Genomic DNA, 22,086 nt, shown 5'->3' with positions numbered 1-22,086 from the left:
TCAGTCGTACACCTAGAAAGGTGTTGCGGCAGCTTCTTCATTTCAGGTTTTAGGTCCTCTGATTGGGCGATACCCTAAACCTCAGTTCGTCTGTCCTACCGATGTGAAAGTTCCCAAATATTGAACCGCCTACAACCAAAACCGGTGATCGGCTTCCTTCTCAACCCCTTTGGCAAATATGCCAAATGCATTCCCCCCTCAGAAATCACCTTAGCTCGTGATAATTTTAGACCACAGGTGCTGGTGTTTGATAAGGATTCTGACGGAGAAATTGAGAAGGACATCGGCTTCGAAGCGTCTGCCAGCGATGGCATTCGCCTAAAGTGGTCATACTACCTCTCCCTGCTAGAGCTAGATGGTGCCTATGACACCAACCACGCGGGGCTAGTGGTGTTTGATGAACCAGGGCAGCAAGCTGCCGATCCAGTGAACCTTACCAGCTTGTTTCAAGAGTCGGCCAAGGTTAGACCGGATCAACATCAGTTCTTGATCGCGACTTCGGAAAAGGAGCGAGCTATCAGAGAGGGTCTGGGTGATCGTCCATACAACCTAGTCTCATTCAACGGCTACATCCTGAAACCAATGAACCAACAGAGATAAGCCGAACCACTATAGCTTCTGTTGCCGAGTCATTGGATGCCAAATGTTTCGTGAGCACCCAATCGGCACCCACGGACATACGCAACCGTAGATGGCAAGCCGCGCATTCAAGAATATGTCATATTTTTCAGCTATTTAAGTGGTGCCCGGGGGCGGAATCGAACCACCGACACGAGGATTTTCAATCCGGTGCTATTCAAGCAAATGCAGGGACTTACGAGGCTATGGCCCGTCAAACCCCTGACGAAACGTCAATTACTTACCCCACGATTGTCAAACCCGGCTTTGCCGATCTGACAAAAGAAAACGCCGCGAACCTTGCAGGGTTCAACGGCGTCAAAACTACTTGTAAAACGGTCCAGTTTCCTGATGAATTTAGCCCAGAATGGGCCGGAGCGCCAGCAATTATTCTGCGCCACTTCTGCGGGGTGGCGGCATGACAGCTATCCTCAAAAAGCACATGCCGGACGCTTACAAGCGTGTCGCCCGCATGGTGGGGTATTGCCTGCTGCTGGGCGAGGATGCGGACAACTGGCATGGCCTGACGGTTGTGCTGACGGCACGTCTGACAATGCGCCAGCGCGTTGCAATGGCGTGGGCGGTCCTGCGGTCCCTGACACCTGAGCAAGTCGTGGGTGTCGCTGAAACGGTCCTGCCCGATGGCACAAGCGCACCGATTGCGCCCTTGTTCAATCATATGGACGAAGCAGCCTTTTGGGCTGATATGGCCGAACCAGAGGCGCTTGAGGCATATTGCCTTGCCAGCTACAACGCCATGCCCCGCCCACGGCAGGCGGCTTTCCTTGACTTTGTGCAGGGGAGGCAAGCGGCTTGATGCGTGATTTTGCAGACATGGCGGGCCAGCTTGACGCGCATCGTGCGGACTTTCCGCGTGATCGTGCGGACCGCCTGCCCACGGCGTTTGTCTGGCGTGACCCGTCCACCCTTCCACCGCGCCCTTGGCTCTATGGGCGTCACCTGATCCGCAAACAAGTGTCGGTCACGGTGGCCCCTGGCGGCGTGGGCAAGTCGTCACTGACGATCTGCGAGGCTCTGGCGATGGCCTCAGGGCGGGAACTGCTGGGCGATTGGACGGCATCCAACCTCAAGGTGTGGGTGTATAACCTTGAGGACACCCGCGACGAACTGGACCGCCGTATCATAGCGGCAATGCAGCATCACAATGTTGCACCCGATGAAATCAACGGGCGGCTCTATGTGGACACGGGTCGGGAACGCACCCTTAGCACGGCAATCCAAACCCGCGACGGCATCCAGATTATCAAGCCCGAAATGGAGGCGCTGGCGCAAGAGATTGCGGCCCGTGAAATCGACGTGCTTGTGATCGACCCCTTTGTGTCGTCACACCAAGTCAGTGAGAATGACAACGGCGCTATCGACCTTGTGGCAAAGGAATGGGCGCGACTTGCTGATCACTGCAACTGCGCTATCGAGTTGGTCCACCACACGCGCAAGACCAATGGCGAGGAAGCGACAACGGAGAGCGCACGAGGTGCCACGGCACTCTTGGGTGCGGCCCGGTCTGGGCGTGTCCTCAACAAGATGGGTGACGACCTCAAGGCCGATGCTGGGGTGCAGGATGATCCTGCCACCTACTTTGCGATCACACGCGACAAGGCCAACCTAGCGCCCGTAGGTAAGCGCGAATGGCGGCGCATGGCATCTGTCCACCTGTCCAATGGTGACAGTGTGGGCGTGGCTGAGGTGTGGGAATGGCCGGACACATTTGATGGTGTGACGGTCAAAGACCTCTTGGCCGTTCAACACGCAATCGACGGCAAGCACCCACGTTACTCTGAGCAAGCCGGGGATGATTGGGCGGGCTGCATTGTGGCCGATGTGCTGGGCATGGACGTGGCCGCTGACCGCAAGCGGATCAAGAAGATCATCGAAACATGGCTGAAATTCGGTGCGCTGGTGAAGGTCAAAGTCAAGGACGCAACCCGCCAAGAGCGGCCATGCTTGGAGGTGGGTGAATGGGCAACGGAATGATGTGCCGCACCACCTCAATTTATGGGGTGTTGCAGGGTGGTGCAAACAAAGGTCAATCAGGTGCTGCACCACCACCACCCCCTACGGGGGCGGTGGGTGGTGGTGTTGCATTGCACCTTAGCGCGGTGGTGGTGTTGCAATCCGGTCTGATCCAAGACGGGTGTGATGTGGTCCCAATGCCCCAACTTTTGAGCCGGGGGGGTGTCGCGGGGCGGGGTCTTCATTCCACACACACGATGGGGGTGCTGGTATGAAACAGGCAACCCTAGTCAAACGGTTCTGCAAGTCTCTGACGGTTCCCACGGGTCGGCTGGCTGGTAAGGCGATCAAGCTGGCCCCGTATCAAAACAGGTTCATCGACGGCGCTTTCGCTGACGGGATCAACGTGGGCGTCCTGAGCGTGGGGCGGGGCAACGGCAAGTCTGCAATCTCGGCCATGCTCTGCGCTGGTGAGTTGGTGGGGGCGTGGTCGGATGCTGCCGAGCGTGAAATCATCATTGCGGCCCGAACTCAGGAACAAGCCAAAATCGCTTGGAACTATGTCGCCAGCTTCATCGGCACCATGCCTGAAGAAATCCAAGAGCGGATCACGATAAGACGCCAGCCCCGCTTTGAAATCCAGTATGACGACCACAATGGCCCACACCTGATCAAGGCAATCTCTGCTGACGGTAAGTCTGCGCTTGGGTCCAGTCCCACGATGGCGGTGCTGGATGAGCGGGGCCACTGGCCCATTGCGCAGGGTGACGAACTTGAGGCGGCGCTGCTGACGGGCCTGTCAAAGCGTGACGGCAAGGCCCTGATCATATCGACCTCGGCCAGCAATGACATGCACCCCTTTAGCCTCTGGCTGGATCGGGATGCACCCGGCGTCTATCGCCAAGAACACCGCCCCACGCCAAACCTGCCCGTTGATGATGTGGACAGTCTGACGATTGCGAACCCCGGTTCTAAGCATGGGATCGGCCCTACCATGACGCGGCTTAAAGAGGACGCGGCGCTGGCCTTGGCCCGTGGTGGTTCTGCCCTGTCGCGGTTCCGTCTGCTGTCCCGTAATGAGCGTGTGGCAGAGGACAACCGGGATGCTCTGCTGGACCTGAATGAATGGCTGCAATGCGAAACCGATGATCTGCCCGCACGTCGCGGGCAAGTGGTGATCGGGCTGGACCAAGGGCAATCGGCGTCCATGAGCGCGGCGGCGTATCTCTGGCCTGAGACAGGACGGCTTGAGGTGTGGGGCGCGTTCGGCACGGTCCCGACGCTTGAGGCCCGTGGGCAGGCCGATGCGGTTGGCGACCTCTACACCCAAATGCACAAGCGCAAAGAACTGGCGTTGATGGGACAAAAGACCGTCCCGATGGGCCAATGGCTGCGCCGGGTTCTGGGCCATGTAGAAGGTGAAAGCGTTGCCGCAATCGTGGCGGATCGGTTCAAACAATCTGAGATCGGTGACGCGCTGGCAGAGATCGGCAACCGCGCCCCCGTGATCTGGCGGGGCATGGGCTTCAAGGATGGTTCTGAGGATGTGGAGCGGTTCCGGCGGTATGTTTTCGACGGCAAGCTGCACACCTATGAAAGCGCGCTGATGCGTCACGCCATTGGCGAGGCTGCGGTGTTCATCGACCCGGCGGGCAATTCCAAAATCGTAAAGGGCCGTTCCATGGGCCGTATCGACGCCGCGTGTGCTGCTGTTCTGGCGGTGGCTGAGGGTGCGCGGATCATGGGCAGGCCAGCACATAAAGGGGGGCGCATCGCATGGGGATGACTGACACGGCCACACGGCTGATTAAACGCTTTGGACAGGCCGCGATACTGCGGGAACCGGGCACACCTCAAGGTGATCCTTGGAACCCGACACCCGGTGTTCCTATCGACCATGACGTGACTGTCGCGGTTACAGAATACACGCTTGAGCAACGCACAAACTCAGGCATTTCCGACTCTGACCTGCGCGTGTTTATGACGGCGGGCGTTGAGCCGTCCACCTCTGACAAGCTGGTGATCGGCGGCAAGGAATTTCACGTTCAAGGCGTCGGCACCCTTGGGCCTGACGGCGTGGTGATCTGCTATGAATTGCAGGTGCGCCGATGAGCAAACACAATGAATACAAGCGACACTCTGCGCGGGTCACACGCGGCCCCCGTTGGAAGGCTCTGAGGATGCAGGCCCTTGAGCGTGACGGCTGGCAATGCGTCCAATGTGGTGCGCGGCAACGGCTGGAATGTGACCACATCCTGCCCGTCAGGACGCACCCCGAACTCGCCTACACCCTGGGTAATTTGCAGATCCTCTGCGCACGTCACCACGCGCAGAAAACCCGAATTGAGGTTGGGCATAAGGCTCTGACCCCAAAGCGTCAGCAATGGCGCGACCTGCTGCGCGATATGCAGCGCAATCCCATCGAGCAACAGGAGATATAATCATGCTTGATTCACTGAAAATCACCCGGCGTCAGTCGGAAATCCGGCAACAGCTTGCCGAACTGGTGGGCAAGGAAACCCCCACAGAGGACGAAACGCGGTCCATGGAATCACTGGACGCGGAATATCGCACCAATGAAACCCGGTTCCGTGCGGCTCTGACGGCAGAGGACGACGAGCGCCGCGAGGCCGGGGCCGAACTCGAAACCCGCTCGGAAACCGAATGGGCTGAAATGGCATCCAACTTCGAGGTGCGCCAAGTCGCCCTGGCATTGGATGAAGGTCGCAAGCTGGACGGTGCAACCGCTGAAATGGTGGAAGAACTGCGCAGCGCGGGCGGGTTCCAAGGTATCCCGGTTCCTCTTGAGGCGTTGGAAACCCGTGCTGGTGAAACGCTGGCGGGCGGTGTGCCTGACCCTATCCGGACCATGCCGACAATCGAACGCCTGTTTGCGGGTTCCTCTGCAACGACGATGGGGTGCCGGATGATCAACGTGGGCGTGGGTGAAATCGAATACCCTGTTGCCACGGGCGGCGCACAACCGGGCTGGGCTGGTTCTGAGACTGGTGACGTGCCGGGGCCTCAGGCTTACACGACAACCGATGTGCCGATGAAGCCGGATCAGACTTTGGGTGTCCAAATGAAGATCACGCGCAAGGCGCTGAAACAGGCGGGCGCTGGCCTTGAGCAAGCGGTGCGGCGCGATATGTCTGCGGCGATCCAGCAAGAGACTGACCGGGCCATTTTCCTCGGTTCTGGTTCTGGTGGTGAGCCTCTTGGCATTTTCCCTGGTGCGTCCACCTACGGCATCACAGAAACGGCCATTGATGCAGCGGCGTCATATGCGGCGTTCCGTGCGGCGGTGGTGCGGTTTATGACGGCGAACGCGGCCAGCGGTCCCGGCGCGGTTAATTTGCTGCTGCGGCCGGAAATTTTCGACGGCATGGATGAACTGATCAGCGGCTTGGCAATCTCGGAATGGGATCGTCTGGTGGCAAAGATGGGCAAGGTGGTCATGACCACCAACGGCATCGCGGCCCCGGCTGGTGATCCGGCGGAAAGCAAGGCACTGCTGACCACGACCACCAATGGCGTGTCCCCGGTGTTCTGCGGCATGTGGGGCGCGGTGGACTTGATCCGCGATCCGTATTCCGACGCCAAGTCTGGTCAACTGCGCCTGACGGCCCTGACGACCATGGACGTGACGGTTGCGCGTGGTGTGCAGCTCGAAATCTTGACCGGGGTGCAGTGATGCTGACCGGCTTTGCAGATGGCGGTCTGGAACTACGCAAGCGGGCCTCTGGTGCTTTGGCGCTGCAAGGTCGGTTTCCCTATGGCAAGCGGGCGGTCCTCAGTGATGGGGGGCGTTCCGGCAGGCCGAAAAAAGAGGTGATTGCGCCCCGCGCCTTTGCCTATCGTGTGGACCGTCCTGAGGAGGATATTCACTTTCTGGTCGGTCACAGCTTTGACAAGCCTCTGGCGTCACGTTCCGCCGGGACGCTGGACCTTGTGGATGCTGACGACGCCTTGACCTTCACCGCGACCATTTCGGAGGAAATGCAAGAGGTGTCCTATGTGCGGGATATTCTGGCGGGTATCTCTGCGGGCCTGACCCTTGGCATATCGCCGGGGTTTCGCCTGCCACCAAAGCGGGCGGTGCCTGAGCCGGAAATGATCGAGGATGAAGGCCACGACCCTGAGAACGGGGCGCATAACGCAATCATCCGCACGGTGCTGGCGGCGCTGCTTTACGAAATCAGCGTGGTCACGCGGCCCGCGTATCCTGAGGCGCAGGTTGAGGCCCGCAACTGGAAACAGCCCCCGCAAGCCCGCGTATTCCTGCCAACGCGCCACCAGATTGCGAGGTATCGCTGATGATTGATGTGATCAAACAATTCGAGGATGTGCCAGCGGCCTATCCCGATGCACCCTCTGGACTGTCCACTGCGGCGGCGGCGCTGGACGCGGATATGATCTGGGCGCGTATCGAGGCTTACACTGCGCACCGCTTCACCGAACGCGAGGTGGTTTGGACCTTGCGGGCAGACGCCGGGGATGAGTTTCACCCGCGCTTGACGCCCGTGGTGTCCAGTGTGGCCCATTTTTGGGGCGACCAATGGGAGGGCCTGACCCTACTGGACGGGCCTCTGGGCATTTGTCTGCCCTTTGACGGCACCTATCGGATCACGGCGCAGGTTGGCGCTGGTGACGTGCCTGCGCTCGTCTCTGAGGCTTACATGCGGTTGGCCGAATACCTGTCCGACGATCCGGGCACGGCGGGCGCGTCCAGCACGTCAGTCGCGATCGGTCCCATTCAAGAGGAACTTGAGCGCAACCCGAATTGGGTAGCGCGCGCAATGCAGCAATCGGGTGCTGGCGATCTGCTGCGCCCATATCGGAGGGCTTGATATGTGGCCATTCAAACGAAAAGAGCCTGAGATTGAGGCCCGGTCCACTGGCACCGGATACACCACGCAAGTCATACAGGCGCGGGCTGATTATATCGGCGGTGTTGACGGCGTGGCGGAACTGACGGCCACGGTGCAGGGGTGTGTGAGCCTCTGGGAGGGTGGTCTGAGCCTTTCCGATGTGGACGGCACCGACATGCTGACCCCGATGATGCTGGCGCTTGCTGGGCGATCACTGGCCCTGCGTGGGGAATGTGTGTTCGTGATCCGCGAGGATGGTCTGTTGCCATGCTCGGATTGGGATTTGACCACACGCTTTTCCAAGCCTACGGCCTACCGCGTTGGCATCCCTGACACGGGCGGCGGCAAGACACAAACCGCCCTTGCAGGCGAGGTGCTGCACCTGCGGATCGGGGCCGATGTGGGTATGCCCTATGTCGGTCAAAGCCCCCTGCGCCGCGCACGGCTAACGGCTGGTCTGCTGCAAACTGTCGAGGCCGCACTGTCTGAGGTGTATTCCAACGCGCCTTTGGGCAGTAGCGTGGTTCCGTTTCCTGAGGCCCCAGATACGGATATGGCAGAGATTGCCCGCGGGTTCCGTGGTTTCCGGGGCAAGGTGATGGTTCGGGAATCGGTTAACGTGACGGCGGCGGGCGGGCCTGCGCCTCAGACTGACCTCAAGCCCACAGATGTGACGCCTGACCTGTCCAAGGCCATGACTAAGGAAACGCTGGCGGCGGCTAAGAATGGTATTGAGCGCGTCTATGGTGTTTTGCCAGCATGGAACAATCCAGCGACCACTGGGCCCGCAATACGCGAGTGCCAGCGCGAATTAGCACAATGGACGCTTTCACCTATCGCGGCCATGATCGGGCAAGAGGCGTCCGAAAAGCTGGGCCAGACGGTCAAGCTGGACGTGATGCGACCTCTGCAAGCCTTTGATGCTGGTGGCCGTGCGCGGGCGCTTGGCGCGATTGTGCAGACCTTGGCGATGGCAAAAGAGGCGGGCGTTGATCCGGGCGAGGCTCTGAAACTGGTGGATTGGAACGCAGAATGAGTTTTCAGATTGATAACGTCACGTTCCCCGAAGAAGAATTTGCACCACGCAACGCAGGTAGGATCGTGGCCCGCTTTGATGTGGTTTTTCCCGATTTGGTTCTGACAAGCTGCGCCTATCTGCATCGTAAAGACAAGGGCTGGACCGTTTGGGGGCCGGGGCATCAAGTTAAATTCTCACGGCGGCTAAGGCGCGAGATCAAGCACGAACTGAACAAGGTTGTGCCAAAAGGACTGGCCCCGTAGGGCTTGACCAATTCCATGCTTTCGGGGATTGTATCCGTGGGCGTCGAAACCCGGACTGTGATAGCTGCAACACCTGATCTAGGTTTCATCCGTTGGCGCGGATGGCAGCGAATTGTGAACGCTTGGCGGCGTTGCACACCGGCAATATATGTCGGGGTGGTGACGCCATACAAGACCGCTTGCGGAAAAACGTCACGCCTCTCTCACAGGAGGTTTCGAACACCCCGGCACCAGTCCGCCACTGGCATCGGCCTTCGAAAGCCAAAACTGTGAGAACCAACATGACCAAGAAATCCAAAAAAACACCCCGCACCCGTGCGCAGTTTCAAGACGACGCGCTGGTGATTGAAAGCCTGCTCAATTCAGTGATGGCGATGGCCTTCCATGAAAACGGCGGTGACGCCATCACGCTTGTGGAAATGGCGCATGATCGTGCAGCAAAGATGAACCGCGATCTAGATAGCGTGAACGCGCCGGAGGTGGGGGCATGATCGACCATAAAGCACACGCCGAAAGCCTTGAGGACCGCCTAAACGACATAACCAACATGGTTTCGGCCTTGCAACTGATTTGCTGGGACGTTTGCCAGATGCAGCCAGATGAGGCGATTGGCAAGCAACGCCGGGATGCGTTGGTAGGTATGGCAAATATGCTTGAGCGCCTGACTACTGACGATGATCCGATGCACGAGGCTTACCGGGCTTAGGGGCTTGACCGTCGGCATGTTGTCACTTAAAAGGAACTGACAACATGCCGACGGTGTATATTATGGACTTCTACAAGGCCCTTTTCAGCCCCTCAGACGTGCAGGAAAAATGCGCGATTTATCCCAGCACCCTGCGGGACTGGCGGTCGCGCGACTTTAGCAAGCACATCGGCACCGTGGGCGGAAACGGACGCTGGAAATACTCGGCTGTCGATATGGTTGAACTGGCGATTGCGAACCTCGCCACCCGTTCCGGCATCGAAGGGTTCCTAGCCTTTCGTGCCGCAAAGGAATGCGCGCCCGTTGCGTTCTATTTTTGGGGCGCTCCGGTCAATCCCAAGCCCGAACGGTTCACCTACTTCTGGCGGCGGCACCCCGTTTCGATAGCAAGCCCGATTGACGAAATGTTTGATTGGGACCGGACGGACGACCTAACGAAAATCGCCAACGATGGCTGCGCAGTTTCGTTTCTCTTCGATGGCGCGGCTTTCTCTACCCAATATGCCGGGTTGGGCGACTGGCTCAAAGAGCAGCTTGAAGGAAATGACGATGGGTAACGCTAGCCTCAATATCAGTGTGGTGGACAAGCGTATGTTTTCGGCGACTGAGGCTGCGGATTATACAGGCATCCCTCGAAAGCATTTTAAAAACACCTGCCCCGTCCAGCCGGTTGAACTGCGCCCCGGCGCTAAACTCTACGACAAGCGCGATCTGGACGTGTGGATTGATGGGATCAAAACAGGGACGGAATTGGCAACGCAAGACGCCATTCTGGATAAACTGTAATGTCGCGTATTCGGGTCAAAGGTTTCAAGATATTCGATGATCGGCACGGGAAAACTCGCTGCTACCATCGTGCCACGGGCCACAAGATTGACTTGGACACGGCCCCGCTGGGATCCGCTGAGTTTTTCGCAGAGTGCGCAAAGATCACGGCATTGGCTGAGGCTATGAAAGCCAAGGCACCCAAGCCCGGAACGCTAGGCGGCTTGTTCGTGACCTATTTCAGCGAAGAACACTTTGACGGCCTGTCTAAGGCAATGAAGCGCGAATATCGAATGTGCGCTGGTATCCTTGAGCCTATCAAAGACACGCCCGTGTCCTCTATCGACACGCCCCTGCTGGCCGCGATCCACGACAAGCTGGCGAAAAAGTATAGCTGGGACAAGGCAAACCGGGTCCGCAATTTTCTGATCCAAGTTTTCAAGTTTTGCATCCCCAAGGGCCTGATCAAGGAGAACTTCGCAGAGGCGGTGATTAAGAAGCCCCGCCCCAAGGACGCGCGCACGGTCAATCGGGCATGGTCCTATGAGGAAGTGCAAACCGTCCTGGGGGCCGCATCCCCGCACCTCAGGGCCGCTCTGGCAATGATCTACTGCACCGGGTTGGACCCGTCTGATGCTCTGGGCCTTTTACGTGACCAGATGGACGATGGGGTGATCTGGAAAGCCCGCGACAAGACGCAAGAGGGCGCGGCGGTCCCGGTCAATTCCATCTTGGCGGCTGAATTGGAACGCGCACCCGGCCACGACGCCGTGACGATCCTTGCCAGCTCTAAAGGCACCCCATGGACTTATGACGGGTTTTCGAGTGGGTGGCACCGCCTCAAGCGCAAACTGGAAAAGGCTGAGGCTATTGGTTCGGGCCTGACCCCAAAGGGTTTGCGTCACACCATGGCGACATGGCTGCGCGAGGCTGGACAAGACGAACGCAACATTTCTGACCTTCTGGCGCAGAAATCTAAGGTGATGGGTCTGCACTATTCCAAGGACGCATCACTGGCCCGCAAGAACAAACAGACCATGGCGGTCTGGGAAGAGGAGAACGAACGCCGATCAAAAGTTGTCAAACCTTTCAAGAAAACTGTCAAACCTTAGGAGGCTTTCCACATGAAGATGGAAAAAGCGCAGTATTACCAAGAGTTTGAATGGTGCCCGGGGGCGGAATCGAACCACCGACACGAGGATTTTCAATCCACTGCTCTACCCCTGAGCTACCCGGGCACGGGTGAGGTTTTGACCTCGGGGTTCGCGAGGGTTTAGGCGATGTTGCGGGCAGTGTCCAGAGGGTTTCTGGGTGTCTAGTGACGCGTCGTATCGACAGCTTTGCTGTCCTCGGTCTGGGCCTGTGTTGGGGCCTCTTCCTCGGTCGGTATTGCGTAGGTTTCGCTCATCCAACGACCCAGATCCACATCGGCGCAGCGGCGTGAGCAGAAGGGTTTGTATTTCGGGTCGCTATCTTTGTCGCAGATCGGGCAGCTCATCGCCGCAATACCTCGGCCAGAACGTATTTTTCGCGTTTACGTTGCAGTTCCATATGTCCAAGCGGGGTCCAGCCCGCAAGGGATGTCTCAATGCTATCGGCGCGGATCGCGGCGCGCAAGGTCTGCTCGACCACCTGGCGGTCGCGTTTTGTCACCGGTGCCGGGTCGATCACGACTTGCCCGCCAAGCCCGCGCAGGCGCAGCTGGCGCAGGGTTTCGCGCAGTGCTGCGATATTGGTCTTGAGGCCGGCCCCAGCGGATGTGTCACGTCCGGTATTGACGTCGACGGCAATCAAAGCGCGGGTGGGTTCCAGATAGAGGCTTCCGCCGCCTGGCAGCAGCACATGCGGCTGGAACAGATCGTCGATCTGCTCCCACAGGCCGAAATCGTCGAACGCACCTTTGGCGATACGCACCTCGTCAGGGTCTGGAACCGCCCATTCGCGCCAGGCCAGACGGCCCGCATCAGGCGCTTCGATCAGCAGCCCGGGGGGCGAGCTTTCCCTGGCCACGGTCTGAGCAATCTCCAGCATGGCGGAAATATCGCCCGCGATTGTCTCCGCCTCGACCCCTTCGGCGGCAGAGCGGAGGATCAGGCCGAACGCGGTGTCTGCACCCTGCATAACCTCATGCGCGATTTCGGCCAGGCGGTCGCGCTCATCCTCATCGCGGATCGCGCGCGAGATGTTGTGGCCCGGCTTGCCCGGCGTGATGATGGCGTAGCGGCTTTTATGCAGCAGGTCGGGCGTGGCCGGGGTCGCCTTGGGCGGCTCGGCAACGGTTGACACCTGCACGGTAAGCTGGGTTCCTGGGGATATTCCCTTGGCAGCCCGCAGGAAACCCTTGTGCCCGTTTCCCAAATCAAGAATGGCCCCGCCCTGCCCTTTCATAGGGCGATCAAGACGGGCACGGAAAATGGCTCCGGGGCGGACCGGACCAAAGCTTTCGGGCGGGTCCACCAGCAAATCATGCAGGCGGCCATCAACGATCAGTGCAGCAATGTTGCGACCGTCATCCAGAGTGTCGATGGCAACAACACGGCCCTTCATGCCGGGCCTGCAAAACTGATCGGATAGCCTGCGCCGCGCAGCAATTGCGATGTTTCAGTCAGGGGCAATCCGACAACATTGGAATAGGACCCGTTGATCCAGGGCACAAAGGCGGCAGCAATCCCCTGAATGGCATAGCCGCCCGCCTTGCCATCCCATTCACCGCTGTCGAGATACTCGCGGATTTCTTGCGGCGACAGGGGTTTCAATTTAACCGCGGTTTCCACCGCCCGCTGCCACAGCTTATCGCCATGACGCAGGGCAACGGCGGTGATCACCTTGTGCCGACGGCCCGACAGCAATTCCAGAAACGACCGCGCCTCGTCCCGTTCCACAGGCTTGCCCAGAATGCGCCGACCAGCCGCGACCACCGTATCAGCGGCCAGAACCAGATCACCGGGCGCGGCAATAGCCGCTGATTTTTCGGCGGCCAGTCGCACCGCATAAGGGCGCGGCAATTCGGCTTTGGCGGGGGTCTCGTCAATATCTGCCGGACGGATATCGTCCGGCACCACACCTATTGTGGCCAGAAGCTCTCGCCTGCGGGGCGAGGCAGAGGCCAGGATCAGGCGCACTTAGCGGAAGCGATAGTTGATGCGGCCCTTGGTCAGGTCATAGGGCGTCATTTCGACCTGTACCTTATCGCCCGTCAGAACCCGAATACGGTTCTTGCGCAGCTTACCTGCCGTATGGGCGATGATTTCATGGCCGTTTTCGAGCTCCACCCGGAATGTCGCGTTGGGCAGAAGCTCGGTCACGACACCTGGGAATTCAAGAAGCTCTTCCTTAGCCATGGTCTCTCCGATCTTCGTTTCATTTGCGCGCAGGATGGGCGAACCCTGACCTGCGCGCGCGGAACATGGGTGTAAACCGAGAAACTTTCAAGCCCTATTGGCGGTGTGCGGCGGTTCAGTTGCGATGGAACCGCCCTATGACATGGTTTCAGCAAGGTCTTTCCAGGCATCGCTACAACGGGCCTCTGCTGCATCTTGCGGGATCGCCGACAGCTTGCCTTCGGTTTCGTCGACAAGCCCCAGATCGTGCAGCTTGCGCAAAGCGTCATCGACCTCAAAGTCGACATCATGGCCGGTTTGGTCCATCAGCCAGGCCTCGACCCGCAGGTCGAGCTCTTCTTCCGTTAAGGGTGTCCCGGCCTCGGACAGGAACTGATAGGCCAGCAAGGCTTCCTTCACCTCGGCATCTTCAGATGCACCGATCAGAAAGTCGAAGAAGCCTCTGTTGTTATTTATATTGTTGAAATAGGCGTTGTCCAAGACCTGCTTTTGATAGCGTAGGCTCTGGCGTTCGTATTTGGTCCATTGGCGCAGCAAAAAACCGACCAGCGCGGCCAAACCAGACAGGGCGGCCAAGGCTTTCTTCATCGAATCCTCTTCCACCGTGCCTGAGATGCCCAGATAGGCGCCAAGGACGATGAACAGAACGGTCAGCGCCGGCAGGATGTTCAAAAGGATCGGAATGCCGCCGAGCAAGGCCGGCACGCCCAGCATCAACTTATCCTGAAGCTTCATCACCACTTTGGCGTTGGGATACAGCGTCGACAAATCGCTTTGCGGAATATCGCGGAACAGTTTCAGATAAAGCGCACCGGGCCTGAGTCGCGATTTGCGATCATTTTTGGGCAGTGGATTTGCCGTGGAGGCGCAGAACACAACGTAGTCATAGACATGTTCCTCCATTTCCTTTTCCTGGAAAAACCGGCGAATGGTAAAGCGGCTTTCGCGTCGTCCGCGGCCATAAAAACGGACCTCAGCATAATCCTGATGCGGGATCGCGATCAGCGCCCCCACCCGGCCCTTGCGGCTGGCCTTTTCCTGATCCAGTTCCTCATCCGTCAGACGGCGGAAATTGGCGGCGATCAGGGCCGGTTCCAGTTTGTCAAAAAATTCCGCCCGATCGCTTGCGGACATCTCAACCGGGTCATCGCCCGGCTGGTCGGGATCATAGACGCTAAATGCATCTTTCAACGCCTCGCGCTGATCGAAAAAACTCAGGTGAAACAGCAGCGATAGCCAGCGCGCCAGACGACCTATGGCGCCTTGCTGTTCCTCGGTGACATCCGGGCGCTCCTGCAACGCATGAACCAGTTCGGCCTTGGACATGGGGATAAAGCGATCGCGGTCAGGAACGCACTGCTCCGCGCCGGATTGGGTTATCTCTGGCTCGACAGACATGATGAAACACCCGTTTTGGTACAAACCCACCCTCTGCCCCCAGAATCCCTAGGACCAAGGTTGCGTCAACCGTCGAGTTTGCTGCCCATCCGATTTTTTGGTAAAATCAGGGTCTGGCAGGCCCAGCCTGCACCCGGACTGGAGGGGAATTGATGCAAAAGATATTTCTGACACTCGCGGCCCTTGGCCTTACGGCCTGCGCGCAGATCGACATCACCACCCCGCCCGTACCGGTCACACCGAACAAACCCGCATCGGCCGCAGGCGTGGACGTGTATGCCGGGTCACGACGCGCCGGAAACCCGGTGCCTAAGTTCCGGGGCCAGACCACTGTTGAGGTGCGCAGCTACATGTCCGGGGGTGGCCCCGGTCAGACCGAAGTGGCCGGTGCGGTCTGCCAGATCGACGGAACCGCATTCAACGCAACCGTACGAACCCCGGCCATTATCGTTGTTCCCGACTATGGCCCGCATTCACCCACCCTCTTCGCCAGTTGCAAACTAGGACCTCTGTCCGGCACCAAGACCATCCGCCCGTACAATGAGTCCCGACGACAGCGCAACAATAGCTATGGGACAGTCGGTTTAGGGATCGGACATGGCTTCGAGCACGGCGTTGGTGTGGGCATCGGCCTTGGATTGGTGACCACGCTTGGCCGGCGAGGCGACGACCGTTGGGAGTATCCGGCGCTTGCCACCTCGCTGCGCTAACACAAGGGCCGTGCTTGGTGGTCCGCTGAAGGCACAAAACTAACGACGTCTACTCATGTCTTAGCCAAACCGCGCCTTCAATCGCTCCACCAACTGGTCGCGTGTCTGGCGATAAGCCACCAGTTTTTCATCCCGCGTCTCACCGATGCCTGTCGGATCCAACAGCGGCCAGTATTCAACCTCGATCGCGTTTGTCCGTGTGTATTCCTGCGCCCGTCGCAGACTGGCCGGTGACAGAGCAACAATCAGATCATAAGCCCCGATCTGATCTCCCCATTCCTCCATCTCTTCGAAGGACCGAGTGCGGTGCTGATCCAGCTTCACCCCGATTTCCTCGCAAACGGCGATGGAAAATCCGTCAATCTCGCGTTCATGCCGCACACCGGCGGATTGCACGAAAATGCGTGTGCCGAACAACTTTTTCATGATCCCTTCGGCCATGGGCGACCGCACGGAATTGTAGTCGCAGCAGAAAAGCACCGAACTGGGGGCGCTGCTCACTGCCTTATCCTTTGAAGTGCAGAACGCAGATCAGGGTGAACAGGCGGCGCGCGGTGTCATTGTCAATCGTGACCTTGCCCTCAAGACGTTCTGTCAGCACCCGCGCGCCTTCGTTATGGATGCCGCGGCGGCCCATATCTATCGCCTCGATCTGGCTGGGTGGCAGGCGTTTCACCGCATCGTAATAGCTTTCGCAGATCTGGAAGTAATCCTTGATCACCTGCCGAAACGGGCTGAGCGCCAGATGAAACGCCCCGGCCCGCGCGCCGCCCTCTGTCGCGATGTCAAAAACCAGCCGCCGCTCCTGAATGGACAGGTTCAGGTGGTAGGGACCGTCTGGCGCATCCGCATGGGGCAAGGTAAAGCTGTTCGCCTCCAACAGATCAAAGATCGCCACCCGCCGTTCCTGTTCGATTTGCGGTGTCGGCGCAGGCAGGCCGGTATCGTCCAGCGCGATATCTGTCAGGCGATTGTCGCTCATGATGGCGCTCGGTTAACACGGTCAAGCCGCGCACGCACAGACAACCCATGCGCCTCTAGGCTTTCGGAGATCGCCAGCGTTTCCGCCGCAGGGCCAATAGCTGCCAGCGCATCCGGCGTCATCTTGGCCAATGTGGTGCGCTTCATGAAATCCAGCACGGACAGGCCCGAGGAAAACCGGGCAGACCGCGCCGTCGGCAGCACATGGTTCGGCCCGCCGACATAGTCACCGATTGCTTCAGGCGTCCAGGCGCCAAGGAAAATCGCACCCGCATTGCGGATTTTTTCCGACAGCGCGTCAGGATCGGCCACACATAGCTCCAGATGCTCAGGCGCGATGCGGTCGGACAGCGCTGCAGCCTCATCCATATCGCGCACCGTGATCACAGCACCAAAGTCGCGCCAGCTTGCGGCGGCAATCTCACGCCGCACAAGGGTCTGCAATCGCGCCTCAACCGCCTGCGCGACGGCCTGGCCAAAGGCAGCGTCATCCGTGATCAGGATGGATTGTGCGCTTTCGTCATGTTCGGCTTGCGACAGCAGGTCCAGCGCCAGCCAATCCGGGTCATTGTCGCGATCCGCAATAATCAAAATCTCTGACGGTCCGGCGATCATATCGATGCCCACCTGACCAAAGACCCGCCGCTTGGCTGCCGCCACAAAAGCATTGCCCGGACCGGTGATCTTGTCGACAGGCGCAATGGTTTCTGTCCCATAGGCCATGGCCGCAATCGCCTGTGCGCCGCCGATCCGATAAACCGTTTCGACCCCAGACAGCCGCGCCGCCAGCAGCACCAGCGGATTGACCGTGCCATCCGGCGTCGGCGCGCAAATGCACAGGCGTTCTACCCCCGCAACCTGTGCCGGTATCGCATTCATCAGAACGGAGGACGGATAAGAGGCCAGCCCGCCGGGCACATACAGCCCCGCTGCGCCAACCGCCGTCCAGCGCCAGCCCAGCTCTGCCCCGGTCGCATCGGTCCACCGCGCATCCTCGGGCAGCTGCTTTTCGTGATAGGCACGGATGCGTTCAGCGGCAAGGCCAAGCGCCGCGTGCTCTGCCTCAGGGACATCAGCAATGGCTGCATCAATCTTTTCTGCGGTGAAAGCCAGTGACCCGGACGTAAGGTCAAGCCGGTCAAATCGCGCCGTAAGATCCAGCACGGCGGCATCGCCGCGGCTTTGGACATCGGCAATGATCTCCGCGACCACGGCATCCACATCTGCCTCCGTCTCGCGCTTGGCGTTCAGAAAGGCGTCAAAATCGGCACGGAAACCGGTATGTGCAGCGTCAAGAAAAAGGGGCATCGGGGATCTCCGGCGAAGGTTTTCCCTTGCTAGCCTGCGCAGCAGTGATGCTCAAGCGTCAAGCAAGCGCACCATGATGTGGTCGTCTGTCGCGACCCCGTCCCTTAGCACCGCACGGGGCATGGTCCCGACCACCCGAAAGCCCTGCCGTTCATAAAACGCCCGTGCCCTTGGGTTTGTCGCCGCAACCTCCAGTTCAACTTGCAGGACGGTATCCGGCAGATCATCCAGCACCGCCTGCAACAACGCCTCGGCCACACCATGCCCCTGCCAGGTTTCACGCACATAGACGGCGACCAATTTTGCCCGATGAGCGACAGCGGGCCCGTTGTCCGGGATGCAAACCATTGACCCGATCAGTGCCTCATCATCAAAAGCAACGAATGTGCGGCTGCTGCTAAGCTGATCCGCCAAGTCAGAAATCGGCCTTTGCGCTGCATCTTCGTATTGTGTCAGGAAGGCACTTGGATAAGTTTTCAGCCCCTCAAGCCTTATCTGACGCCAGATATGTGCATCTTCAGGACCAAGTTTGCGGATATGCATCAGTCTTCGGGATGGCTGGGTTGATGACCGGTCGGCGCGATATAGGGCCGTGTGACATCGGTCAGAGACGCATCGAGGCATTCAACATCGAACGCGAGCGCACCATCCCCGGCCAGTGTCAGAACCAGTCGCCCGGCGGCATCAGTGCCCGGCTCGAAGCTTAGCGCCAGAACCGAAAGGATGGTCTCCTTGTCTTGTGGATCGACACCATCTGCGGTCATCCGCAACACGTTTTCAATCATCAAAACACTGCGCACCCGCTCAAAAGCCCGCCCAGATTTTTGGGCAGACCCCGCATCCTCCCAGCGAAACCGATTAAGGATCAAGGCAGTCCGGCGATGCCGGCGCATCCAGGAAATATCCGAAACATGCAGAACCGCATCCTGGATCAACGCGGACATCACCGGCAAATCCTCAGCACTGAGCGCCTGCAGCCGCAAAGGTCCCTGCGCCGCATCCTCAAACCTTGCATCGGTCATGCTGTCGCCTTTGGGTCAAATCTGCTGGGGGCATAGCCGCAAAGGACCGTTTTCTGCAGAACAGCACCGTCAGGAAAAGAAGCAGGCATTATCCGGCAACCCTTTGCACCCGGGCACCGACGGCCGCCAGCTTTTCCTCCAGCCGCTCATAGCCACGGTCAAGGTGATAGACCCGGCTGACCCGCGTTTCCCCTTTGGCAGCAAGACCTGCCAGAATCAACGAAACAGAGGCCCGCAGATCGGTTGCCATAACCGGTGCACCTTTCAATTCGGTCACGCCATGCACCTTTGCGGTGCCGCCATGCACGTCAATATTCGCCCCCATTCGCATCAACTCGGGCGCGTGCATGAAGCGATTTTCAAAGATGGTTTCTTCCAGTTCCGACGTCCCCTCGGCCAGGGTCAGCAGCGCCATCATCTGGGCCTGCAGGTCCGTCGGAAAGCCCGGGAACGGCGCAGTGGCTACATTCACCGGGCGAATGCCATTGCCATTTCGGGTGACTTTCAGACCGCGTTCTGTGTCATGGACATGCGCCCCCGCGGCCTCAAGCTTTTCGATGAAGCTTTCGATCAGGTTGCGACGGCCACCGATCAGTTCCACCTCGCCCCCTGCGATGGCCGGGGCCAGCATGTAAGTGCCCAACTCGATCCGGTCCACGACCACTGCATGGGTCGCACCGTGCAAACGGTCAACACCTTCAACGGTGATGGTCGGGCTGCCATCGCCGGATACCTTTGCCCCCATTGCGCGCAGACAATCGGCGAGATCCACGATCTCGGGCTCGCGGGCCGCGTTGCGAATTTCCGTCGTACCTTTGGCCAGGGTTGCCGCCATCAGCACATTTTCCGTTGCGCCAACAGAGGCAACCGAAAACTCCACCACACCGCCCCGCAAGCCGCCATTGCTATCTGCATGCACGTAGCCATCGCGCAGATCCAGCTTTGCGCCCAGCGCTTCAAGGCCTTTCAGGTGTAAATCCACTGGCCGGGCCCCGATCGCACACCCCCCAGGCAGCGAGACCACAGCCTTCCCCTCACGCGCCAAAAGAGGCCCCAAAACCAGGATCGAGGCGCGCATCTTGCGCACGATATCGTATTCCGCGACGTGGTTCGAAATCTGCTCGGCACCGATGGCCAGCACCTTGCCATCCTGCAGGCTGGCAACCTCGCACCCCAGCGAGCCCAGCAATTCGGTCATGGTCCGAATGTCCGACAGACGCGGCGCATTGGTCAGGGTCAGCGGCTCATCCGTCAGCAAAGCCGCCGGCATCAGCGTCAGGCACGCATTCTTGGCCCCCGAGATTGCAATTTCCCCATTTAGCGGCGTCCCGCCCTCAATCAGAATACTGTCCATGCTCTGCCTCTTGTGATTTTTCCGCCCGCGCCCTGTCCTGCGCCTTGCGGCGTTTCAGGTTCGCACGCAATGCCTCGGCCAGACGGGCCTGTTTATCTGCTTTCTGAGCGGCCTTCTTTTGGGCCTGGTCGTTTTTTTGCGTCATAAGCTTTCCTAATCCACGCTGCGGATTCGGTCCAGCGCTTGTCAAACAGCCGCCCCGCCTCTATCAGCGGATAAAACAGGCAGGCTTTGCATGGCGTTTTGGCAATACCGCCCCTTCTCGATCCGCTTCCCCGAGGATAGCCCCCTCAGGCGCATGATGGTCGCCTCCGCCCCGGCAGGCGAGGGTCCTCCATGGCCGGGTAAGGAAGAGGCCGCGCGCTTCGATGACCGCACGCTGTTTTGGGATCTGCGCTGGGATCAGGACACCGGTCTGTTTAGCGCGCTCGGGCCGCCCCTGGAGAACCTGACTGACGCGGTGCAGCATATCCGCCTTACCGTCGAACAGGACGGCGCCACCATCGCCCAGAATCTGGAGATGCAAGCAGAGCCCCACGGCCCCAATGTGCAGCGCTATGTCAGTAAGACGCCGCTGAAGATGAACCCGCGCGGCAAAAAGCACATCAGCGCCTATTCCGGTGATCTCCCGCTTGGGAACATAGAGCTGTCCGGCCACCGCAACAAGATCGGGCGCATCGTTGCCGTGACGATGCAGCGCAACAGCGATCCGGACAGGCTGATCGACTGGTTGGACTATCTTCTGGTCCACGGGATCGACGGTGCGGTCATCTATGACGACGGCTCTCAGAACCACGGTGCTATCCGGGATCGTTTACGGGACCGGAACGTCGACCAATCGGTTCTGCTGGTAGGCTGGCGCATGTTGGCCGGCCCGGCCCGGTTTCCACGTCTGTGCTATGCGCAGGATGGGCATGTCGCACATGCGCATATGTGGTTCGGCCAGGCGGATTGGATGCTATTTTTGCCAAGTTTCGGCTTTCCCGTGCTTCCCAAGGGCAGTCGGTTCTCTGACATTCTGGCAGAACAGAAACCCACGACCGGCGCCCTTCGGATAAAGGGGCAGACACTGCTGGCTGAGGACGCCCAGACGGTCCGCAGCGCGCGCGATCTGACCCACAGCGCCGCCCACCACGATGCACGAGACATTCTGGCCGTCCGCCCCAACGCCACAAGGGCGATCACTCAAAACCAAGCCAGCCTGCATAGTCGTTTCACCGAGCGCAGCGCCCGACCGGCGCAGCTCATCTGCCAATATGCTGCGCCCCTGATCACAGAAACCGATCCGTTCCGCTTTCAGGTTCCACAAACATGCTTACATCCGCAGCGCGATGATACGCTAAGCTCGCAGTTTAAGCAGATCGACACACAACGCAGCGGTTGAGATTTCCACATCACCGCCCGGAATTTTGGGTTGCGCTCCATCCCAAATCCGCTAAAAGCGCGGAACTCACCGGCGCTGCTGTAGCTCAGAGGTAGAGCACTCCCTTGGTAAGGGAGAGGTCGAGAGTTCAATTCTCTCCAGCAGCACCATAAAACGCTTGCCCTAAATAAATGCGTTTCTGAGTCGTACCTCGCACCAAATTAACCACAAAGATAGCTTTGCGGCTTGGTGCGCGAAGCCCATTCCACAGAAGTGGTGACCTGCCCCCCGAGGCTCCCTCATTCATAACGAGAGTCTGCGGGTCTGGTTTTCATATTCGTTGGTTTCGTTTTGGGCAAGCGCGCCGGGCGCGGAGCCCTCAAATTGCTCAAGC

At 59.2% G+C, this 22,086-nt stretch carries 31 protein-coding genes and 2 tRNA genes; 20 read left to right on the top strand and 13 right to left on the bottom strand.

Translation table 11 applies throughout. The features are described 5' to 3' along the window. The first annotated feature begins 120 nt into the window (after positions 1-120). From ACW9UQ_RS12785 to ACW9UQ_RS12705, 17 genes are all read left to right on the top strand, one after another. A complete protein-coding gene (locus ACW9UQ_RS12785) occupies positions 121-600 on the top strand; it encodes a hypothetical protein (RefSeq protein WP_458931408.1) in 480 nt (159 codons plus the stop codon). Positions 601-824: 224 nt separating this feature from the next. Beyond that, positions 825-1,040, top strand: a complete 216-nt coding sequence (locus ACW9UQ_RS12780) for a hypothetical protein (RefSeq protein WP_458931407.1) — start codon at positions 825-827, stop codon at positions 1,038-1,040. After that, positions 1,037-1,435, top strand: coding sequence for a hypothetical protein (locus ACW9UQ_RS12775; RefSeq protein ID WP_458931406.1), 399 nt, complete (start codon positions 1,037-1,039; stop codon positions 1,433-1,435). Before ACW9UQ_RS12780 ends, ACW9UQ_RS12775 begins: the two co-directional genes overlap by 4 nt. After that, complete coding sequence (locus ACW9UQ_RS12770) at positions 1,435-2,613, top strand: AAA family ATPase (protein ID WP_458931405.1); 1,179 nt, start codon at positions 1,435-1,437, stop codon at positions 2,611-2,613. Before ACW9UQ_RS12775 ends, ACW9UQ_RS12770 begins: the two co-directional genes overlap by 1 nt. A 250-nt stretch (positions 2,614-2,863) precedes the next feature. Next, positions 2,864-4,378, top strand: coding sequence for a terminase large subunit domain-containing protein (locus ACW9UQ_RS12765; RefSeq protein ID WP_458931404.1), 1,515 nt, complete (start codon positions 2,864-2,866; stop codon positions 4,376-4,378). After that, a complete protein-coding gene (locus ACW9UQ_RS12760; protein WP_458931403.1) occupies positions 4,369-4,704 on the top strand; it encodes a hypothetical protein in 336 nt (111 codons plus the stop codon). Before ACW9UQ_RS12765 ends, ACW9UQ_RS12760 begins: the two co-directional genes overlap by 10 nt. Continuing rightward, positions 4,701-5,033 (top strand): HNH endonuclease, encoded by a 333-nt coding sequence (locus ACW9UQ_RS12755; RefSeq protein WP_458931402.1) that lies wholly within the window; start codon positions 4,701-4,703, stop codon positions 5,031-5,033. The genes ACW9UQ_RS12760 and ACW9UQ_RS12755 overlap by 4 nt, the downstream gene beginning before the upstream one ends. A gap of 2 nt (positions 5,034-5,035) precedes the next feature. Then, complete coding sequence (locus ACW9UQ_RS12750; RefSeq protein WP_458931401.1) at positions 5,036-6,286, top strand: phage major capsid protein; 1,251 nt, start codon at positions 5,036-5,038, stop codon at positions 6,284-6,286. Beyond that, complete coding sequence (locus ACW9UQ_RS12745) at positions 6,286-6,909, top strand: HK97 family phage prohead protease (RefSeq protein ID WP_458931400.1); 624 nt, start codon at positions 6,286-6,288, stop codon at positions 6,907-6,909. Before ACW9UQ_RS12750 ends, ACW9UQ_RS12745 begins: the two co-directional genes overlap by 1 nt. After that, positions 6,909-7,442, top strand: a complete 534-nt coding sequence (locus tag ACW9UQ_RS12740) for a hypothetical protein (protein ID WP_458931399.1) — start codon at positions 6,909-6,911, stop codon at positions 7,440-7,442. The genes ACW9UQ_RS12745 and ACW9UQ_RS12740 overlap by 1 nt, the downstream gene beginning before the upstream one ends. A gap of 1 nt (position 7,443) precedes the next feature. Beyond that, positions 7,444-8,499, top strand: a complete 1,056-nt coding sequence (locus ACW9UQ_RS12735; RefSeq protein ID WP_458931398.1) for a phage portal protein — start codon at positions 7,444-7,446, stop codon at positions 8,497-8,499. Beyond that, on the top strand, positions 8,496-8,744 hold the full coding sequence (locus ACW9UQ_RS12730; protein ID WP_458931397.1) for a hypothetical protein: 249 nt from the start codon (positions 8,496-8,498) through the stop codon (positions 8,742-8,744). Before ACW9UQ_RS12735 ends, ACW9UQ_RS12730 begins: the two co-directional genes overlap by 4 nt. A 281-nt stretch (positions 8,745-9,025) precedes the next feature. Continuing rightward, the gene (locus tag ACW9UQ_RS12725) at positions 9,026-9,235 is read left to right on the top strand and encodes a hypothetical protein (RefSeq protein WP_458931396.1); all 210 of its coding nucleotides are present in this window, start codon (positions 9,026-9,028) and stop codon (positions 9,233-9,235) included. Continuing rightward, on the top strand, positions 9,232-9,450 hold the full coding sequence (locus ACW9UQ_RS12720) for a hypothetical protein (RefSeq protein WP_458931395.1): 219 nt from the start codon (positions 9,232-9,234) through the stop codon (positions 9,448-9,450). Before ACW9UQ_RS12725 ends, ACW9UQ_RS12720 begins: the two co-directional genes overlap by 4 nt. 44 nt (positions 9,451-9,494) lie before the next feature. Beyond that, positions 9,495-10,007, top strand: coding sequence for a hypothetical protein (locus ACW9UQ_RS12715; RefSeq protein WP_458931394.1), 513 nt, complete (start codon positions 9,495-9,497; stop codon positions 10,005-10,007). Next, positions 10,000-10,236, top strand: a complete 237-nt coding sequence (locus ACW9UQ_RS12710) for a hypothetical protein (protein ID WP_458931393.1) — start codon at positions 10,000-10,002, stop codon at positions 10,234-10,236. Before ACW9UQ_RS12715 ends, ACW9UQ_RS12710 begins: the two co-directional genes overlap by 8 nt. Further along, positions 10,236-11,327, top strand: coding sequence for a tyrosine-type recombinase/integrase (locus ACW9UQ_RS12705; RefSeq protein ID WP_458931392.1), 1,092 nt, complete (start codon positions 10,236-10,238; stop codon positions 11,325-11,327). Before ACW9UQ_RS12710 ends, ACW9UQ_RS12705 begins: the two co-directional genes overlap by 1 nt. A gap of 51 nt (positions 11,328-11,378) precedes the next feature. Here the strand turns inward: ACW9UQ_RS12705 and ACW9UQ_RS12700 are convergent. The 6 genes from ACW9UQ_RS12700 to ACW9UQ_RS12675 all read right to left on the bottom strand — a co-directional run bounded on the left by ACW9UQ_RS12700 (position 11,379) and on the right by ACW9UQ_RS12675 (position 14,954). Beyond that, a tRNA-Phe gene (locus tag ACW9UQ_RS12700) sits at positions 11,379-11,453 on the bottom strand. A 77-nt stretch (positions 11,454-11,530) separates the two neighbouring features. Beyond that, positions 11,531-11,713: a DNA gyrase inhibitor YacG gene (locus ACW9UQ_RS12695; RefSeq protein WP_458931391.1), complete on the bottom strand. Its 183-nt coding sequence runs from the start codon at positions 11,711-11,713 to the stop codon at positions 11,531-11,533. Further along, positions 11,710-12,762 carry a ribonuclease E/G gene (locus tag ACW9UQ_RS12690; protein WP_458931390.1) on the bottom strand — a complete coding sequence of 351 codons (1,053 nt, stop codon included), beginning with the start codon at positions 12,760-12,762 and terminating at the stop codon, positions 11,710-11,712. The genes ACW9UQ_RS12695 and ACW9UQ_RS12690 overlap by 4 nt, the downstream gene beginning before the upstream one ends. Then, a complete protein-coding gene (locus ACW9UQ_RS12685) occupies positions 12,759-13,337 on the bottom strand; it encodes a Maf family protein (RefSeq protein ID WP_458931389.1) in 579 nt (192 codons plus the stop codon). The genes ACW9UQ_RS12690 and ACW9UQ_RS12685 overlap by 4 nt, the downstream gene beginning before the upstream one ends. After that, a complete protein-coding gene (infA, locus tag ACW9UQ_RS12680) occupies positions 13,338-13,556 on the bottom strand; it encodes a translation initiation factor IF-1 (protein WP_458931388.1) in 219 nt (72 codons plus the stop codon). 135 nt (positions 13,557-13,691) lie between these two features. After that, complete coding sequence (locus ACW9UQ_RS12675; RefSeq protein ID WP_458931387.1) at positions 13,692-14,954, bottom strand: DUF3754 domain-containing protein; 1,263 nt, start codon at positions 14,952-14,954, stop codon at positions 13,692-13,694. A gap of 152 nt (positions 14,955-15,106) precedes the next feature. On the opposite strand from ACW9UQ_RS12675, the gene ACW9UQ_RS12670 reads away from it, so the two are divergent. Continuing rightward, complete coding sequence (locus tag ACW9UQ_RS12670; protein WP_458931386.1) at positions 15,107-15,664, top strand: hypothetical protein; 558 nt, start codon at positions 15,107-15,109, stop codon at positions 15,662-15,664. A gap of 60 nt (positions 15,665-15,724) precedes the next feature. On the opposite strand, the gene ACW9UQ_RS12665 is transcribed toward ACW9UQ_RS12670, so the two are convergent. The 7 genes from ACW9UQ_RS12665 to ACW9UQ_RS12635 all read right to left on the bottom strand — a co-directional run bounded on the left by ACW9UQ_RS12665 (position 15,725) and on the right by ACW9UQ_RS12635 (position 20,474). After that, entirely contained in the window at positions 15,725-16,165 is a 441-nt protein-coding gene (locus tag ACW9UQ_RS12665) for an arsenate-mycothiol transferase ArsC (protein WP_458931385.1), read from the bottom strand. 4 nt (positions 16,166-16,169) lie between these two features. Next, complete coding sequence (locus ACW9UQ_RS12660) at positions 16,170-16,646, bottom strand: UPF0262 family protein (protein ID WP_458931384.1); 477 nt, start codon at positions 16,644-16,646, stop codon at positions 16,170-16,172. Continuing rightward, the gene (hisD, locus tag ACW9UQ_RS12655) at positions 16,643-17,953 is read right to left on the bottom strand and encodes a histidinol dehydrogenase (protein ID WP_458931383.1); all 1,311 of its coding nucleotides are present in this window, start codon (positions 17,951-17,953) and stop codon (positions 16,643-16,645) included. Before hisD ends, ACW9UQ_RS12660 begins: the two co-directional genes overlap by 4 nt. A 51-nt stretch (positions 17,954-18,004) precedes the next feature. Then, complete coding sequence (locus tag ACW9UQ_RS12650; RefSeq protein WP_458931382.1) at positions 18,005-18,496, bottom strand: GNAT family N-acetyltransferase; 492 nt, start codon at positions 18,494-18,496, stop codon at positions 18,005-18,007. Beyond that, positions 18,496-18,975 carry a DUF2948 family protein gene (locus ACW9UQ_RS12645; protein WP_458931381.1) on the bottom strand — a complete coding sequence of 160 codons (480 nt, stop codon included), beginning with the start codon at positions 18,973-18,975 and terminating at the stop codon, positions 18,496-18,498. The genes ACW9UQ_RS12650 and ACW9UQ_RS12645 overlap by 1 nt, the downstream gene beginning before the upstream one ends. A gap of 88 nt (positions 18,976-19,063) precedes the next feature. Beyond that, a complete protein-coding gene (gene murA / locus ACW9UQ_RS12640) occupies positions 19,064-20,329 on the bottom strand; it encodes a UDP-N-acetylglucosamine 1-carboxyvinyltransferase (RefSeq protein WP_458931380.1) in 1,266 nt (421 codons plus the stop codon). Continuing rightward, on the bottom strand, positions 20,310-20,474 hold the full coding sequence (locus tag ACW9UQ_RS12635; protein ID WP_458931379.1) for a hypothetical protein: 165 nt from the start codon (positions 20,472-20,474) through the stop codon (positions 20,310-20,312). The genes murA and ACW9UQ_RS12635 overlap by 20 nt, the downstream gene beginning before the upstream one ends. A 90-nt stretch (positions 20,475-20,564) precedes the next feature. Here ACW9UQ_RS12635 and ACW9UQ_RS12630 point away from each other — a divergent pair, with 90 nt between their 5' ends. Further along, positions 20,565-21,713: a hypothetical protein gene (locus tag ACW9UQ_RS12630; RefSeq protein ID WP_458931378.1), complete on the top strand. Its 1,149-nt coding sequence runs from the start codon at positions 20,565-20,567 to the stop codon at positions 21,711-21,713. A gap of 74 nt (positions 21,714-21,787) precedes the next feature. Next, a tRNA-Thr gene (locus ACW9UQ_RS12625) sits at positions 21,788-21,862 on the top strand. Positions 21,863-22,086: the final 224 nt, after the last annotated feature.

The sequence above is a fragment of the Halovulum sp. GXIMD14793 genome (genome assembly GCF_054457435.1).
The sequence above is the reverse complement of the archived record's forward strand: the minus strand, read 5'-3'. Positions and strand labels throughout refer to the sequence as shown.

Bases quoted from the DNA above. Each gene is read 5' to 3' on its own strand.
- ACW9UQ_RS12740 (WP_458931399.1), top strand. From the start codon at position 6,909: ATGATTGATGTGATCAAACAATTCGAGGATGTGCCAGCGGCCTATCCC.
- infA (WP_458931388.1), bottom strand. From the start codon at position 13,556: ATGGCTAAGGAAGAGCTTCTTGAATTCCCAGGTGTCGTGACCGAGCTT.
- ACW9UQ_RS12705 (WP_458931392.1), top strand. From the start codon at position 10,236: ATGTCGCGTATTCGGGTCAAAGGTTTCAAGATATTCGATGATCGGCAC.
- ACW9UQ_RS12650 (WP_458931382.1), bottom strand. From the start codon at position 18,496: ATGCATATCCGCAAACTTGGTCCTGAAGATGCACATATCTGGCGTCAG.
- ACW9UQ_RS12730 (WP_458931397.1), top strand. From the start codon at position 8,496: ATGAGTTTTCAGATTGATAACGTCACGTTCCCCGAAGAAGAATTTGCA.
- ACW9UQ_RS12745 (WP_458931400.1), top strand. From the start codon at position 6,286: ATGCTGACCGGCTTTGCAGATGGCGGTCTGGAACTACGCAAGCGGGCC.
- ACW9UQ_RS12715 (WP_458931394.1), top strand. From the start codon at position 9,495: ATGCCGACGGTGTATATTATGGACTTCTACAAGGCCCTTTTCAGCCCC.
- ACW9UQ_RS12630 (WP_458931378.1), top strand. From the start codon at position 20,565: ATGGCGTTTTGGCAATACCGCCCCTTCTCGATCCGCTTCCCCGAGGAT.
- ACW9UQ_RS12770 (WP_458931405.1), top strand. From the start codon at position 1,435: ATGCGTGATTTTGCAGACATGGCGGGCCAGCTTGACGCGCATCGTGCG.
- ACW9UQ_RS12750 (WP_458931401.1), top strand. From the start codon at position 5,036: ATGCTTGATTCACTGAAAATCACCCGGCGTCAGTCGGAAATCCGGCAA.
- ACW9UQ_RS12660 (WP_458931384.1), bottom strand. From the start codon at position 16,646: ATGAGCGACAATCGCCTGACAGATATCGCGCTGGACGATACCGGCCTG.
- ACW9UQ_RS12670 (WP_458931386.1), top strand. From the start codon at position 15,107: ATGCAAAAGATATTTCTGACACTCGCGGCCCTTGGCCTTACGGCCTGC.
- murA (WP_458931380.1), bottom strand. From the start codon at position 20,329: ATGGACAGTATTCTGATTGAGGGCGGGACGCCGCTAAATGGGGAAATT.
- ACW9UQ_RS12775 (WP_458931406.1), top strand. From the start codon at position 1,037: ATGACAGCTATCCTCAAAAAGCACATGCCGGACGCTTACAAGCGTGTC.
- ACW9UQ_RS12635 (WP_458931379.1), bottom strand. From the start codon at position 20,474: ATGACGCAAAAAAACGACCAGGCCCAAAAGAAGGCCGCTCAGAAAGCA.
- ACW9UQ_RS12710 (WP_458931393.1), top strand. From the start codon at position 10,000: ATGGGTAACGCTAGCCTCAATATCAGTGTGGTGGACAAGCGTATGTTT.
- hisD (WP_458931383.1), bottom strand. From the start codon at position 17,953: ATGCCCCTTTTTCTTGACGCTGCACATACCGGTTTCCGTGCCGATTTT.
- ACW9UQ_RS12690 (WP_458931390.1), bottom strand. From the start codon at position 12,762: ATGAAGGGCCGTGTTGTTGCCATCGACACTCTGGATGACGGTCGCAAC.
- ACW9UQ_RS12780 (WP_458931407.1), top strand. From the start codon at position 825: ATGGCCCGTCAAACCCCTGACGAAACGTCAATTACTTACCCCACGATT.
- ACW9UQ_RS12735 (WP_458931398.1), top strand. From the start codon at position 7,444: ATGTGGCCATTCAAACGAAAAGAGCCTGAGATTGAGGCCCGGTCCACT.
- ACW9UQ_RS12760 (WP_458931403.1), top strand. From the start codon at position 4,369: ATGGGGATGACTGACACGGCCACACGGCTGATTAAACGCTTTGGACAG.
- ACW9UQ_RS12755 (WP_458931402.1), top strand. From the start codon at position 4,701: ATGAGCAAACACAATGAATACAAGCGACACTCTGCGCGGGTCACACGC.
- ACW9UQ_RS12675 (WP_458931387.1), bottom strand. From the start codon at position 14,954: ATGTCTGTCGAGCCAGAGATAACCCAATCCGGCGCGGAGCAGTGCGTT.
- ACW9UQ_RS12720 (WP_458931395.1), top strand. From the start codon at position 9,232: ATGATCGACCATAAAGCACACGCCGAAAGCCTTGAGGACCGCCTAAAC.
- ACW9UQ_RS12695 (WP_458931391.1), bottom strand. From the start codon at position 11,713: ATGAGCTGCCCGATCTGCGACAAAGATAGCGACCCGAAATACAAACCC.
- ACW9UQ_RS12765 (WP_458931404.1), top strand. From the start codon at position 2,864: ATGAAACAGGCAACCCTAGTCAAACGGTTCTGCAAGTCTCTGACGGTT.
- ACW9UQ_RS12645 (WP_458931381.1), bottom strand. From the start codon at position 18,975: ATGACCGATGCAAGGTTTGAGGATGCGGCGCAGGGACCTTTGCGGCTG.
- ACW9UQ_RS12725 (WP_458931396.1), top strand. From the start codon at position 9,026: ATGACCAAGAAATCCAAAAAAACACCCCGCACCCGTGCGCAGTTTCAA.